The organism is Georgenia sp. X1117, assembly GCF_057784635.1.
The window spans coordinates 933,436-947,873 of the sequence record NZ_CM173492.1; the positions used below are offsets into that span (position 1 = coordinate 933,436).

Here is a 14,438-nt window from a genome sequence, read left to right on the forward strand (position 1 = left end):
TCCGGCGCGACGCCGTGAGGGCACTCACCGCCGCGTCGGCGGGGGTCAGCTCAGCGCGGATTCCTCACCCACGGGACGGGCCAGCGTGACCTCGCCCGGCCCGAGGGTCCTCGCGGGGAGGGTCTTCGGGCGCCAGTCGGCGCGCGTGGCCTCGAAGGCGGTGATCGACTCCTCGCTCTGCAGGGTGAGGCCGATGTCGTCGAGCCCCTCCATGAGGCGCCAGCGGGTGTAGTCGTCGATCTGGAAGGGGACGGTGACGTCCCCGGCGGTGGCGGTGCGCGCCTCGAGGTCGACCGTGACGGTGGTACCGGGCTCGCCCTCGAGGATCTTCATCAGCATCTCGGAGTCCTCGGTGGACAGCTGGCCGGCGACCAGGCCCTGCTTGCCGGCGTTGCCGCGGAAGATGTCGGCGAACCGGGTGGACAGGACCACCGTGAAGCCGTAGTCCTTCAGCGCCCACACCGCGTGCTCGCGCGAGGAGCCGGTGCCGAAGTCGGGGCCGGCCACGAGCACCGAGGCGCCCGCGTAGGCCGGCCGGTTGAGGACGAAGTCCGGGTCGCCGCGCCAGGCGGCGAACAGGGCGTCCTCGAAGCCGGTGCGCGTGACGCGCTTGAGGTAGACGGCCGGGATGATCTGGTCGGTGTCGACGTTGCTGCGGCGCAGCGGGACGCCGACCCCGGTGTGCGTGGTGAACTTCTCCATCTCAGCTCCTCCTCAGACGCCTGCGCCGACGGGAACCTCGGCCGGCTCGAGGTCGGCGGGCGTGGACAGGGTGCCGCGCACCGCGGTGGCCGCGGCGACCAGCGGCGAGACCAGGTGCGTGCGCCCGCCCTTGCCCTGGCGCCCCTCGAAGTTGCGGTTCGACGTCGAGGCGGCGCGCTCGCCCGGGGCGAGCTGGTCGGGGTTCATGCCCAGGCACATCGAGCACCCGGCGTTGCGCCACTCGGCGCCGAACTCCGTGAAGACCGTGTCCAGGCCCTCGGCCTCGGCCTGCAGCCGCACGCGGGCCGAGCCGGGGACGACGAGCACGCGCACGTCCTCGGCCTTCTTCCGGCCCTTGATGACCTCGACGACGGAGCGCAGGTCCTCGATGCGGCCGTTGGTGCACGAGCCGATGAAGACGGTGTCGACGGCGATGTCCCGCAGCGGGGTGCCCGGCGTCAGCGCCATGTACTCCAGGGCGCGCTCGGCGCCCTTGCGCTCGTCCTCGTCGGCGATGTCGGTGGGGTCGGGCACGGCCGCCGAGATCGGCAGGCCCTGGCCGGGGTTGGTGCCCCAGGTGACGAAGGGCTCGAGGTCGTCGGCGCTGAGGGTGACCTCGGCGTCGAAGACGGCGTCGTCGTCGGTGCGCAGCGTCTTCCAGTGCTCGACGGCGGCGTCCCAGTCCGCGCCCTGCGGGGCGTGGGGGCGGCCCTTGACGTACTCGAAGGTCGTCTCGTCGGGGGCGATCATGCCCGCGCGGGCGCCGGCCTCGATGGACATGTTGCAGATCGTCATCCGCGCCTCCATCGAGAGGTCGCGGATCGCCTCGCCGCGGTACTCCAGGACGTAGCCCTGGCCGCCGCCGGTGCCGATCTTGGCGATGACCGCCAGGATGATGTCCTTCGACGTGGTGCCCGGCCGCAGCGTGCCCTCGACGTTGATCGCCATGGTCTTGAAGGGGGACAGCGGGAGCGTCTGGGTGGCCAGGACGTGCTCGACCTCGGAGGTGCCGATGCCGAAGGCCAGCGCACCGAAGGCGCCGTGGGTCGAGGTGTGCGAGTCGCCGCAGACCACGGTCATGCCGGGCATGGTCAGGCCGAGCTGGGGGCCGACGACGTGCACGATGCCCTGCTCGGCGTCACCCAGGGAGTGGATGCGCACGCCGAACTCCTCGGCGTTCTTCCGCAGCGTCTCGATCTGCGTGCGCGAGGTGCGGTCGGCGATCGGCACGTCGATGTTGACCGTGGGCGTGTTGTGGTCCTCGGTGGCGATCGTCAGGTCCGGCCGGCGCACCTGACGCCCCGCCAGACGCAGCCCCTCGAAGGCCTGCGGGCTGGTGACCTCGTGCACGAGGTGGAGGTCGATGTAGAGCAGGTCGGGGGCGCCGTTCTCCCCACGCCTGACCACATGTTCCTGCCACACCTTCTCGGCGAGCGTCCCGCTCATCGCGGCTCCTTCCGTCCGTCCCGTCCTGCGTCTCGCGCGTCCTACGCGTGCATCTCAGGGGATGAGATAGTAGTCTTGAACCATGGACAACTCTAGCGGAGTCGGCGTCCTTGACAAGGCCGCAGCAGTTCTCGCCGCCCTCGAGTCGGGGCCGGCCACCCTCGCCCAGCTCGTCGCGGCGACGCATCTCGCCCGACCGACGGCCCATCGCCTCGCGGTGGCCCTCGAGTTCCACCGCCTCGTCTCGCGCGACATGCAGGGACGGTTCGTCCTGGGCCCGCGTCTGAGCGAGCTCGCCTCGGCCGCCGGCGAGGACCGGCTGCTCGCCGCGGCGAGCCCGGTCCTCATGGCGCTGCGCGACCACACGAGCGAGTCCGCCCAGCTCTTCCGGCGCCAGGGCGAGAACCGCATCTGCGTGGCCGCGGCAGACCGGCCGGTAGGCCTGCGCGACTCGATCCCGGTCGGCGCGACGCTGTCGATGCTCGCCGGCTCGGCCGCCCAGACCCTGCTGGCCTGGGAGGAGCCGGACCGCCTGCACCGCGGCCTGCACGGGGCCACCTTCACCGCCACGATGCTCTCGCAGGTCCGACGCCGCGGCTGGGCCCAGTCGGTCGGCGAGCGCGAGGCCGGGGTGGCCTCGGTCTCGGCTCCGGTGCGCGGCCCGTCGGGTCGCGTGGTGGCGGCGGTGTCCGTCTCCGGGCCGATCGAGCGGATGGGGCGTCAGCCGGGGCGGCACTTCGCGCCGGGCGTCATGGCCGCGGCCAACCGGCTCAGCGAGGTCGTGCGCAGCACGGACGAGGACGCAGAGGAGTAGGGCGCGGGCACGACGAAGGCCCGGACCTCTCGGTCCGGGCCTTCTTCCGTACCCCCAGCGGGATTCGAACCCGCGCCGCCGCCGTGAGAGGGCGGTGTCCTAGGCCGCTAAACGATGGGGGCCTGCTGTGTTCACTTGGTCCTGCTGCACTTCTCGCGCCTCGGCGCCCGGAAGACGTTACCGGACAGCCGCCCCGACGTCACCCGGAAGGTGGTCGCGAGGCCGGTGAGGTCGATCACCGCGTACCCCCAGCGGGATTCGAACCCGCGCCGCCGCCGTGAGAGGGCGGTGTCCTAGGCCGCTAAACGATGGGGGCCTCCACCGCCTGCGCGGTGGCTCCGGCGCTGCGACGCCGGATGGCTGGGGTACCAGGACTCGAACCTAGAATAACTGGACCAGAACCAGTCGTGTTGCCAATTACACCATACCCCAAGGGGTCACCAGTCGGCTTCCGACCCGATCCCGAGAGCTCCCGGGGCCGCGTCCGCGACGTCGTACCGGCGTTGAACTTTACCTGCACTTGTTGGGCAGACCAAGCCGGATCGGCCCTCGGTGAGCGACCTCACGAGGCCGACGTGAGCCGCCCCTCAAGCCGGGCGATCCGCGCCAGCGTCTCGTCCTTGCCGAGGATCTCCATCGACTCGAACAGCGGCGGGGAGATCGTCCGCCCGGTGGCGGCGACGCGCAGCGGGCCGAAGGCGTGGCGGGGCTTGATCCCCAGCCCATCGACGACCGCCTCGCGCAGGGCGGTCTCGATCTGCGGCGTCGTGAACCCGTCCGCGGGCAGCGCGGCGAGCGCCTCGCGGCCGGCGGCGAGCACCGCCGGTGCGGTGTCGGCGAGCTTGGCCACGGCCTTGTCCTCGTAGGTGAGGTCCGCGCCGTCGAGGAAGAGGAAGCCGGCGAGCTCCGTGACCTCCCCCAGGACCTGCATGCGGGTCTGGACCAGGGGGGTCAGGGCATCGAGGATCTCGCGCTCGCGGTCGGTGAGCGCGTCGCGGTCGTCCGCCCCCACGACGCCGCCGGCGTACAGGAAGGGGACGAGCCGGCGGGCCAGGTCGTCCTCGGCCAGGCGGCGCACGTGCTCGGCGTTGATCGCCGTCGCCTTGTCGTTGTCGAAGCGCGCCGGGTTCGGCAGGACGTCGCGGATGTCGAACGCCGCGACCATCTCCTCGCGCGTGAACAGGTCGTTGTCCGGGGCGATCGACCAGCCCAGCAGGGCGAGGTAGTTGAGCAGGCCCTCGGGGATCATGCCGCGCTCGCGGTGCAGGAAGAGGTTGGACTCGGGGTCGCGCTTGGACAGCTTCTTGTTCCCCTCCCCCATAACGTAAGGCAGGTGCCCGAACTGCGGGACCTGCGCCGCGACGCCGAGGTCGACCAGCGCCCGGTGCAGGGCGATCTGCCTCGGCGTGGAGGAGAGGATGTCCTCGCCGCGCAGGACGTGGGTGATGCCCATGAGGGCGTCGTCGACGGGGTTGACCAGGGTGTACAGCGGCCGGCCGTTGGCCCGCACGACGACGAAGTCCGGCACCGAGCCCTGGGTGAAGGTGATCTCGCCGCGGACGAGGTCGGTGAAGGTGATGTCCTCGTCGGGCATACGCATCCGCAGCGAGGGCACGCGGCCCTCGGCCCGGAAGGCGGCGACCTGCTCCTCGGTGAGGTCGCGGTCGTAGTTGTCGTAGCCGAGCTTGGGGTCGCGGCCGGCCGCGCGGTGGCGCTCCTCGACCTCCTCGGGCGTCGAGAACGACTCGTAGAGGTACCCGGCGGCGCGCAGCTGCTCGACGACGCCCGCGTGGATGTCCGCCCGCTCGGACTGGCGGTAGGGGCCGTGCGGGCCGCCCACCTCGACGCCCTCGTCCCAGTCCAGGCCGAGCCAGCGCATCGTGTCGATGAGCTGCTCGTAGCTCTCCTGGCTGTCCCGGGCGGCGTCGGTGTCCTCGATGCGGAACACGAAGGTGCCCCCGGTGTGCCGCGCCCAGGCCCAGTTGAACAGGGCGGTGCGCACGAGCCCCACGTGGGGGTTGCCGGTCGGTGAGGGGCAGAAGCGCACGCGCACGGCGGCGTCGGGGGTCTCAGTCATGATGACGCCCAGGGTAGCCGCGCGACGCGGCGCGCCCGGCCCTCAGTCGCGGCGCAGGACGGGGTTGGAGAAGGAGCCGATGCCCTCGACCTCGACCTCCACGCGCCGACCCTCCTCGACGACGCCGTTGCCCGCCGGGGTGCCCGTGAGGACGAGGTCCCCGGGCAGGAGCGTGAAGATCTCCGAGACCTGGGCGACGATCTCGCGCACCCCGAGGACGAGCTGGGAGGTGCGGCCGTCCTGGGTGGTGGTGCCGTCCACCGCGGCGCGCACGGCCAGGTCGGTGGGGTCGAGGTCGAGCGCGAGGTAGGGGCCCACCGGCGTCGAGGTGTCCCAGGCCTTGGCCCGGGTCCACGGCGCTCCCGGGGCGAGCTGGTCCTTGGCGGTGTAGTCGTTGGCGGCGGTGTAGCCGAACACGACCTCGTCGACGCGCTCGACGGGTACGTCCTTGCACATGCGGCCGATGACCACCGCCAGCTCGGCCTCGTACCAGACCTCGGAGGCCCAGCGCGGCAGCACGACCGGGTCGTCGGGGCCGATGACGGACGTGTTGGGCTTGAGGAAGACGAGCGGCTCGGGGTCGGGCTCGCCCTCGACCCGGTAGCTGCGCGCCAGGCCGACGACCTTCGAGCGCGGGATGACCGGGGAGAGCAGGCGGACGGTGTCGAGCGCGATCCGCTCCCCCGTGGTGTCCAGACCGGCGAACAGCGGGTCGGACCGCAGCACGACGAGCTCGCCGGAGTCCTCGTCGAGGATGCCGTACCGCGGGTTGCCGTCCGTGACGAATCGGGCGATGCGCATGGCGTCGATCCTATGTCGGTCACGGGTGGACCGACCTACCCTGGGCCCGTGCGACTGACGGCCGAGGCGTGGCGGGGCCGCGCCGCGTCCCATGCCGCGCGGGCCGACGCCTTCACCGCGGACCACCGTGCCCGGCGCTCACGCGGCGAGAAGCACGCGGTCGAGGACTTCCTCTACAAGTACTACCCGTTCAAGCCGGGCAGGGTGCGGCGGTGGCACCCCGGCGTCGGGGTCGAGCTCCTGCCCGACGACGGCGCGCCCGGCGAGGTGGACGCGCCCGCCGCGGGCGACGGGCTCGCCGAGCGGGCCGCGTGGCGCTGGCACCGGCGCACGGCGGGCGGCGGGGTCGAGCTCGACGTCGACGCGTTCCTCGCCGACCGCGGCGACGGCGTCCGGTGGGTGGACCAGCTGCTGCGCCGCACGGCGGGCCGCGCGCCGACGCTCGGCTGCTTCGGCTGGCACGAGTGGGCGATGGTCTACCGGAGCTCCGAGCACCGCCACCCGCTGCCGCTGCGCCTGGGCCAGGCCGGGACCGACGCGGCCGTGGAGGCGGCGACCATCCGCTGCTCGCACTACGACGCCTATCGCTTCTTCACCCCCGAGGCCGAGGGGCTCAACACGCTGCGGCCCACGCGCGCTCGGCAGCTCGACCTCGACCAGCCCGGCTGCCTGCACGTGACGATGGACCTGCTGCGCTGGTGCCTCACGCTCGGTCCCGCCGTGCCCGGCGAGCTGCTGCTGGACTGCGCGGACCTCGCGCTGGACGTGCGCCGGCTGGACATGGCGGCCGCTCCCTACGACGTGTCGTCCTACGGGCTGGCTCCGGTACGGATCGAGGAGCCGGCCGGCCGTGCGGAGTACGCGCGCCGCCAGCGCGAGACGTCCGAGCGGGCCGCACCGCTGCGCGAGCGCCTCCTCGCCGTCACCACGGCACTCCTCCCCCACACCGATGACGACTGAGCGCCCGCCGGTCCGTGCGGACCGGCGGGCGCTCACCCGTCACATGGGACCGACGCTCAGCGTCGGACCGCGAGGGTGTCGGTGCCGTCGCCGTCCCAGTCGCCGACGAACACCTCGTCCGACGCGCGGCCGTAGCGCTGCTCGATCTCCGCACGCGTCGAGGTCAGGGAGTTCGAGACCAGGTACAGGTTCCCGCGACGCACCGCGAAGGAGTCCGACCCGTCGCCGTCCCAGTCACCGACGAGCACGTCGTCCGTGGCGCGGCCGTAGCCGAGCTCGGAGTCGGCCGCACCGCCGGTGAGCGAGTTGGCGATGAAGTAACGGTTCCCACGGCGCACGGTGAAGGAGTCCGCGCCGTCCCCGTCGTAGTCGCCGACGAGCACCTCGTCACCGGAGCGGCCGTAGTTCAGCTCGACCTCCGCGTTCCCACCCTCGAGCGAGTTCGTCAGGAAGTAGGCGTTCCCCCGGCGGATCGCGAAGGTGTCGACGCCGTCGCCGTCCCAGTCACCGACGAGCACGGTGTCGTTCCCCCGACCGAAGCCGAGCTCGACGTCCGCGTTCCCGCCGACGAGGGTGTTGCCCAGGAAGTACCGGTTGCCGCGACGTACGCCCAGCGTGTCGTTCCCGTCGCCGTCCCAGTCACCGACCAGCACCTGGTCGCCGGGCCGTCCGTAGGCGAAGACGTGGTCCGCCGTGGCGTCCCAGCCGTCGTTGAGGTAGAAGCCGCGACCCGGTGCCGGCACCTCGGGCTCGGGCTCCGGGTCGGGACCCGGCTGCTCGCCGTCACCGGCCGCCGTCGTGAACGTCCGGACCGGTGAGACGGCCGACCCGCCGGTCTCACTCTCGGCGACCGCGTACCAGCCGTAGGACGTGCTCGGCTCCAGGTCCGCCCACTGCGCGGTGGCCGTGCCCTCGCCCGCGACGTCGGCGGAGCCGATGACGTCGTCGGTGAGGACGGCGACGGAGACGGAGTCGGTGGCGATCGAGGTCGTGCGCGTGGACAGGTCGACCGGGACGGTGAACTCGTCCTCGGAGCCGTTGTAGCGCTCCTTCGGGTCGAACTCGGTGGCGCCGTGGTTGTCGAGCCACGGCGAGTAGGTGTCCACGGTCATCTCGGAGCGGTCGACGTCGAACTGCAGCAGGCGCAGGAAGCCGGTCATGAACTCACCGTCGACCTCGTAGGCCTGGTAGTCCGCGAGGAGCTCGACGACGTTGTGCCCGGGCTCGGCCACGTCCGTGCGGACGTTCATTCCGACGCCGTGGATGTGCCCGGTCAGCGTGAGGAACACGTTCGGGCTCTGCGAGACGACCTCGTCGTAGATGTTCTGGCCGTCCGGGTTGGCGAACGGAGCCCCCCGACCGTCCGGCGAGTCCGAGCCGTTGAGGTAGTCGTGCGAGGCGAGGATCGCGTTGCGGTCCGGGTGGTCGGCCAGCGTCTCGCGGGCCCAGGTCAGCTGGGCGTCGGAGGCCCAGAACGGGAGGTGGACCGCGATGAACTCGAGCCCGCCCGCGGTGAACAGGTCGTAGTGCGCGGAGTTGTCCCCCTCGCGCCACGGGCCGCCGTACTCGGCGTTCTCCCAGCCCTCGGACAGCGCCTCGTACCGCTCCGGACCGAAGTACTCGTTGTACAGGTCGTTGTCCAGGCCGTAGACGTTGTCGTGGTTGCCGGGCAGCACGCCGTTCGGCATGCCGGAGTCGTCGAGGATGCCCTGCAGCTCGTCGGCGAGCTCGAACTCGCCACGCACCTGCTCGTTCCACTCCTCGTTCTCGGTGAGGATGAAGTGGTTCTCGGTGATGTCACCGGTGTGGAACGTGTAGGCGATGTTGCGCTCCTCGGCGTTGTCCACCACCCAGTTGACCATCCCGCGGTAGGCGGCCTCGAAGTTCGCCCGCTCGGTCTCGTCCTCGCGCTGGATCGCACCCTCGGTGTAGTACTGCGTGTCGGTCATGTGCACGAGCGAGAAGTCGTACGTGCCCGGGTCGCGGAAGGCGCCGTCGGGTGCGTCGTCGATGTCGTCGGCGAACGGGTCGTAGCCCTCGACGAGGAGGTGCACCTCACCGGCGTCGACGTGCTGCATGCCGACGGTGCCGCCGAGCCGGGTCTCGGCGCCCGCGGTGCCGCGGGTGTCGCCGATCTGCTCCCAGGACGACTCGGTGACGTCCCAGGCGTAGAGCCGCACGCCGCGGGCCGGGTCGACCTCACCGGCCCACGAGAGGACCATCTCGTCGTCCTCGGCGGCCTCGACGGGCACGTCGAAACGCTGGAAGGTGACGTCCTCACCGGCAGGGCTGCGGAGCACCTCGCCGTCGACGGCGTCGAGCGCGTCGGTGGCTGCCTCCTCCTGCCCGGTGAGGTCGAGCTGACCGAGCGGGACCTCGCGGAGGGTGCCCTGGTGGGCGGCGCTCGGCGCGGCGCTGTCCGCCGCGTAGAAGGTCGTCGTGAGGTCGGCGCCGTTCGGGTCGGTCACCTCGGCCGACAGCTCGACTGCGTCGCCGACGTCGGTCGTGCCGTCCGCCGGCGCGAGCTCACCGAAGGCCGGGGTGCTCGGGGCGGTCGTGAACGCGACGACGTGGCGCGCGCCGTTCCCGAGACGGTCCTCGGCCTCGACGACGAGCTCGTGCTCGCCGGCCACGAGGTCGTCGGTGGCGAGGGTGTCGCCGGCCGTGACGGGCTCGCCGTCGAGGGTGAGCACGGTCTCGCCGCGCAGCCCCGCCTCGTCGGCGACCTCGGCCGCGATCGTCAGCTCGCCGATGACCGAGGCGCCGGCGGCGGGGCTCGACGAGACGAGCGCGGGCCCGGTGTTGTCGACCGTGTAGGTGTGGGTCGTCTCGGCGCCGGACTCGCTCGCGGCGGTGACGACGTGCTCGCCGTCCGACAGCGAGGTGGTGTCGAGCTCGTGGAGCAGGCCCGAGTCGTCGCCGGGCTCGCCAGGGATGGTGAAGGTGAGCTCGACGGACTGGGGACGGTCGGGGATGTGGCCGCAGTTGCCGTCGCCGAGGGTGATGACGGGGTGCTGCTCGTCGTCCCGGATCCGGGTGCCGTCGGCCAGCTCGAGGTTGAAGTTGGAGACGCCGAAGTCGTCGTAGTTGAGGCCGCAGTACGCCGGCGTGGCGCCGGAGTGCAGGACGATCGTGTTCTGGCCGTGCACGAGCAGGTCGTAGGGCACGGGGATCTGCGTGGTCTCGCTCGCGTAGGTCTCGAGGATGGCCACGCGCGAGCCGTTGACGATGAGGTAGTTGCCGTTGCCGCGCGCCATCGAGTTCGACCCGACGCCGGCCTGGAAGTACGCGACCTCGTCGCCGCCGAGCGTGGGCCGCGCGACGAGCTCCTCGTCGTCGACCGCGATGGAGGCCACCGGGTCGTCGGCCGAGGTGCGACCGGCGACCAGGGTCTCCGCGCCGGCGATGCGGGTTCCGTCGGCCGGGGTGAGCGTGGGGGCGCCGGAGGCCTCCTGCTCGGGGGTGGCCGTCGCGGCCTCCCACTCGGTGGGCTGGACGGGGCCGGCGGCCTCGTCCTCTGCCGCGGCCGGGGCGTCCGGCTCGAGCGGGGCCGGCCCCGGCAGGGCGGCGGCCGGTAGTGCGACACCGATGAGGGCGGTGCCGAGCGCCGCCGCGGCGAGGCGGCGCGATCGTGCGTCACTCATACAGGTACTCCTTGAGAGGGTTGGTCCCGGGCAACGCAGCCCGGCATGCGCACGTTGCCCATCGTGAACGACGCGAAGTCGTCCAACATGTGGCCGGGAGGTGAACTGACCTGCGACGATGCGCACGAGTGTGAGGATTCGGCAGGATCTCGCGCCTGCCGGACGGCGTGCGCAGATGAGCAGAACTGGCACGCGCACGCCTGAGCGCCCGCCGGTCCGTGGACCGGCGGGCGCTCAGGCGTCGTTTCCTCAGCGGCGGATGCCGAGGGTGTCGGTGCCGTCGCCGTCCCAGTCGCCGACGAAGACCTCGTCGCTGGCGCGGCCGTAGCGCTGCTCGATCTCCGCGACCGTCGACGTCAGCGAGTTGGAGACCAGGTAGAGATTCTCGCGGCGCACCGCGAAGGAGTCCGCACCGTCCCCGTCCCAGTCACCGACCACGACCGCATCCGAGGCCCGGCCGTAGCCGAGCTCGGCCTCCGCGTGGCCACCGGTAAGCGAGTTGTTGATGTAGTACCGGTTCCCACGACGCACGGTGAAGGTGTCCGAGCCGTCGCCGTCGTAGTCACCGACCAGCACGACGTCGGAGTCGCGGCCGTAGTTGAGCTCGACCTCCGCATCCCCACCCTCGTGGGTGTTGGTGAGGAAGTAGGCATTCCCCCGGCGGATCGCGAAGGTGTCGACGCCGTCACCGTCCCAGTCACCGACCAGGACCGCGTCCGAGGCTCGGCCGAAGCCGAGCTCGACGTCCGCGTTGCCACCGACCATGGTGTTGCCCAGGAAATACCGGTTCCCGCGGCGGACGGCCAGGGTGTCCGCCCCGTCCCCGTCCCAGTCACCGACCAGGACCTCATCCCCGCTGCGGCCGTAGGCGAAGACGTGGTCCGCCGTCGCGTCCCAGCCGTCGTTGAGGAAGAACCCACGACCCGGCGCCGGCAGCTCCGGCTCAGGCTCGGGCTCCGGGTCGGGACCCGGCTCCTGGCCGCCGTCGGCCGCGGTGGTGAAGGTCGCGAGAGGCGAGACCGCCCGGCCGCCCGCCGCGCTCTCGGCCACGACGTACCAGCCGTGGGCCTCTCCACCGGCCAGGCCGGTCCACCCCGCGGTGGCCGTGCCGTCGCCCGCCACCGTGTCGGTGCCGATGACCTCGTCGGACAGGACGGCCACGGACACCGCATCGGTCGCGATCGAGGTGGTCCGCGTGCTGAGGTCGACGGGGAGGGTCATCTCGTCCTCGGTCCCGTCGTAGCGCTCACGGTCGTCGAACTCGCTGGCGCCGTGGTTGTCGAGGCGCGGCGAGTAGGTGTCCACCGTCATCTCGGCGCGGTCGACGTCGAACTGCAGCAGGCGGAAGAAGCCCGAGGTGCGGGCGCCGTCGACCTCGTAGTTCTGGTAGTCGGCGAGCATCTCGACGACGTGGTGCCCCGGCTCGGCCACGTCCGTGCGGACGTTCGTGCCGACGCCGTGGATGTGACCACCGAGGGTGAGGAACACGTTCGGGCTCTGCGAGACGACCTCGTCGAAGATCGGCTGCCCGTCGGGGGCGCCGAAGCCCGCCCCGCGACCGTCCGGGGAGGTCGAGGCCCCCAGGTAGACGTGGGTCGCGACGATGCCGTTGCGGTCCGGGTGCTCCGCGAGGATCTCGCGGGCCCACGCCAGCTGGGCGTCCGAGGTCCAGTACGGCAGGTGCACGGCGATGAAGTCCAGGCCGCCGGCCGTGAACAGGTCGTAGTGCGCGGAGTTGTCCCCCTCGCGCCACGGACCGCCGTACTCGGCGTTCTCCCAGCCCTCGGACAGCGCCTCGTACCGCTCCGGACCGAAGTACTCGTTGAAGATGTCGTTGGTCGAGCCGTAGATGTTGTCGTGGTTGCCCGGCAGGATCCCGTTGGGCATCCCGGCCTCGTCGAGCACCGTCTGCATCTCGCTGGCGAACTGGTACTCGTCGTGGACGAGCCCCGTCCACTCCTCGTCGTCGGTGGTGACGATGTGGTTCTGCACGACGTCGCCGGTGTGCGCGGTGTAGGCGATGTTCCGCTCGTCGGCGTTGTCGACGATCCAGTCGACGATGCCGCGGTAGGAGTCCGCGAACAGCTGGCGCTCCTCCTCGGGCAGGCTGTTCGGCACACCGACGGAGGCGCCGACGGCGCCCTCCGCGTAGTACTGCGTGTCGGTCAGGTGCGCGAGCGAGAAGTCGTACGTGGCCGGGTCGCGGAACTCGCCGTCGGGCGCGTCGGCGATGTCGTCGGCGAACGGGTCGTAGCCCTCGACGAGGAGGTGGACCTCGCCGGCGTCGTCGTGCACGGCGGTTGCCGCGCCGGACAGGTGGGTCTCACCCTCGGCCTGGCCGCGCGCGTCCGCCAGCCGCTCCCAGGTCAGCTCCTCGGCGTTCCACGCGTACAGGCGCACGCCGCGAGCGGGGTCGACCACGCCGGACCAGGAGACGACCATCTCGTCGTCGGCCGCGGCCTCGACGGGCACGTCGAAGCGCTGGTAGGTCACGCCCTCGGCGGCCGGGCTGCGCAGGGACTCGTCGTCGCCGGGCGCCAGCGCGTCGGTCGCGGCCTCCTCCTGGCCCGTGAAGTCGAGCTGGCTCAGCGGGAGCTCGGCGGCCGTGCCCTGGTAGGCGGCGTCCGGCCGCGCGGGGTCGGCGGCGTAGAAGGTCGTCGTCACGTCGGCGCCGTTCGGGTCGGTGACGTCGACGGACAGCTCGACGGGGTCCTCCTGGTCGCGCGCGCCGCTCTGCGGGCTCATCTCACCGAACGTGGGCGAGCTGGGTGCGGTGGTGAAGGGCACCACGTGGCGAGAGCTGTTCCCGAGCCGGTCCTCGGCCTCGACGACGAGCTCGTGCTCGCCCGCGTCGAGGTCATCGGTGGCGATCGTGTCACCGATGCGCACGGGCTCGCCGTCGAGGGTGAGCACGGTCTCGCCGCGCAGTCCCGCCTCGTCGGCGACCTCGGCCGCGATCGTCAGCTCGCCGATGACGGAGTCGCCGGCGGCGGGGCTCGACGAGACGAGCGCGGGCCCGGTGTTGTCGACCGTGATCGACTGCGTGGTCTCGGCGCCCGACACCGTCGACGCCGTCACCTCGTGGGCGCCGTCCTCCACGGTGGTCGTATCGAGGACGTGCAGCAGGCCGGAGTCCTCCGTCGGGTCACCCTCGATGGTGAAGGTGAGGTCCTGGGTGGTGCTCCGGTCGGTGGCGGATCCGCAGTTGCCGTCGCCGACCGTCACGTTGTCCGGGTTGCGCTCGTCACGGATCTCGGTGCCGTCGGCGAGGACGAGCCGGAAGTCGTCCAGGACGAAGTCGTCGAAGTTCACGCCGCAGGCGGACGGGTGACTGCCGGCGCCGATTGTCAGGTGGTTCTCGCCGTGCACGAGGAGGTCGTAGGGGATCTCGATGCGCGTGGCCTCGCTCGCGTAGGTCTCGAAGATCGTCAGCCTCGTGCCGTTGACGATGAGGTAGTTGTCGAAGCCGCGCGACATGGAGTTGGTGCCGACGTTGACCTGGAACAGGGCGTTCTCGTCGCCGCCGAGGGTCGTGCGGGCCGGCAGCTCCTCGCCGTCGACGGCGAGGCTGTCGACCGGGTCGTCGGCGGAGGTGGGCGAGGCGACGAGCGTCTGGTTGCCCGACACGCGGGTCCCGTCGGCGGGGGTGAGGGTCGGCGCGCCGGCCGCCTCCTGCTCCGGGGTGGCCGTCGCCGGCTCGTACTGGAGCGGGAGGACGGGGCCCGACGTCGCGGCGTCACCTCCGTCGCCGGTCTCGGGTGTGGCGAGGGCCGGCGTCGCCGAGGCGACGACGGCGAACGCCGCTCCGACCGCCAGGAGGCGGCGGGTCACGCGTGGCATGGGATCACTCCTGTGTGCTGGTGCGAGGGACACCGGGCGAACACCCGGCCATGGCATGCTGCGGAGCCGACATGACCCCGCCATGAGCGGATGGTGACCCGGGCGTGAACGTCACCCCTTTCACTGTCATCGCCGGTCCGGACTTGATCGACCC

At 71.9% G+C, this 14,438-nt stretch carries 8 protein-coding genes and 3 tRNA genes; 2 read left to right on the forward strand and 9 right to left on the reverse strand.

Annotation, left to right across the window (positions count from 1 at the left end):
- Positions 1 to 45 precede the first annotated feature (45 nt).
- Both leuD and leuC read right to left on the reverse strand, forming a co-directional pair.
- Positions 46 to 702: a 3-isopropylmalate dehydratase small subunit gene (gene leuD, locus AC3D3D_RS04270; protein WP_463660772.1), complete on the reverse strand. Its 657-nt coding sequence runs from the start codon at positions 700 to 702 to the stop codon at positions 46 to 48.
- Between the two features lie 12 nt (positions 703 to 714).
- Positions 715 to 2,148: a 3-isopropylmalate dehydratase large subunit gene (leuC, locus tag AC3D3D_RS04275; RefSeq protein ID WP_463660771.1), complete on the reverse strand. Its 1,434-nt coding sequence runs from the start codon at positions 2,146 to 2,148 to the stop codon at positions 715 to 717.
- Positions 2,149 to 2,230: 82 nt separating this feature from the next.
- Between leuC and AC3D3D_RS04280 the strand changes: the two genes are divergently transcribed.
- The gene (locus AC3D3D_RS04280) at positions 2,231 to 2,962 is read left to right on the forward strand and encodes an IclR family transcriptional regulator (protein ID WP_463660770.1); all 732 of its coding nucleotides are present in this window, start codon (positions 2,231 to 2,233) and stop codon (positions 2,960 to 2,962) included.
- A 49-nt stretch (positions 2,963 to 3,011) separates the two neighbouring features.
- Here the strand turns inward: AC3D3D_RS04280 and AC3D3D_RS04285 are convergent.
- From AC3D3D_RS04285 to AC3D3D_RS04305, 5 genes are all read right to left on the reverse strand, one after another.
- Positions 3,012 to 3,084, reverse strand: a tRNA-Glu gene (locus tag AC3D3D_RS04285).
- Positions 3,085 to 3,205: 121 nt separating this feature from the next.
- Positions 3,206 to 3,278: transfer RNA gene (locus AC3D3D_RS04290), tRNA-Glu, on the reverse strand.
- Positions 3,279 to 3,319: 41 nt separating this feature from the next.
- A tRNA-Gln gene (locus AC3D3D_RS04295) sits at positions 3,320 to 3,394 on the reverse strand.
- A gap of 130 nt (positions 3,395 to 3,524) precedes the next feature.
- The gene (gene gltX, locus AC3D3D_RS04300; protein ID WP_463660769.1) at positions 3,525 to 5,039 is read right to left on the reverse strand and encodes a glutamate--tRNA ligase; all 1,515 of its coding nucleotides are present in this window, start codon (positions 5,037 to 5,039) and stop codon (positions 3,525 to 3,527) included.
- A 42-nt stretch (positions 5,040 to 5,081) separates the two neighbouring features.
- Positions 5,082 to 5,840 (reverse strand): fumarylacetoacetate hydrolase family protein, encoded by a 759-nt coding sequence (locus AC3D3D_RS04305; RefSeq protein ID WP_463660768.1) that lies wholly within the window; start codon positions 5,838 to 5,840, stop codon positions 5,082 to 5,084.
- Between the two features lie 12 nt (positions 5,841 to 5,852).
- Between AC3D3D_RS04305 and AC3D3D_RS04310 the strand changes: the two genes are divergently transcribed.
- Positions 5,853 to 6,800, forward strand: a complete 948-nt coding sequence (locus AC3D3D_RS04310; protein WP_463660767.1) for a 3-methyladenine DNA glycosylase — start codon at positions 5,853 to 5,855, stop codon at positions 6,798 to 6,800.
- Between the two features lie 56 nt (positions 6,801 to 6,856).
- On the opposite strand, the gene AC3D3D_RS04315 is transcribed toward AC3D3D_RS04310, so the two are convergent.
- Both AC3D3D_RS04315 and AC3D3D_RS04320 read right to left on the reverse strand, forming a co-directional pair.
- On the reverse strand, positions 6,857 to 10,444 hold the full coding sequence (locus AC3D3D_RS04315; RefSeq protein WP_463660766.1) for a metallophosphoesterase family protein: 3,588 nt from the start codon (positions 10,442 to 10,444) through the stop codon (positions 6,857 to 6,859).
- 249 nt (positions 10,445 to 10,693) lie between these two features.
- On the reverse strand, positions 10,694 to 14,284 hold the full coding sequence (locus AC3D3D_RS04320; RefSeq protein ID WP_488512438.1) for a metallophosphoesterase family protein: 3,591 nt from the start codon (positions 14,282 to 14,284) through the stop codon (positions 10,694 to 10,696).
- Positions 14,285 to 14,438: the final 154 nt, after the last annotated feature.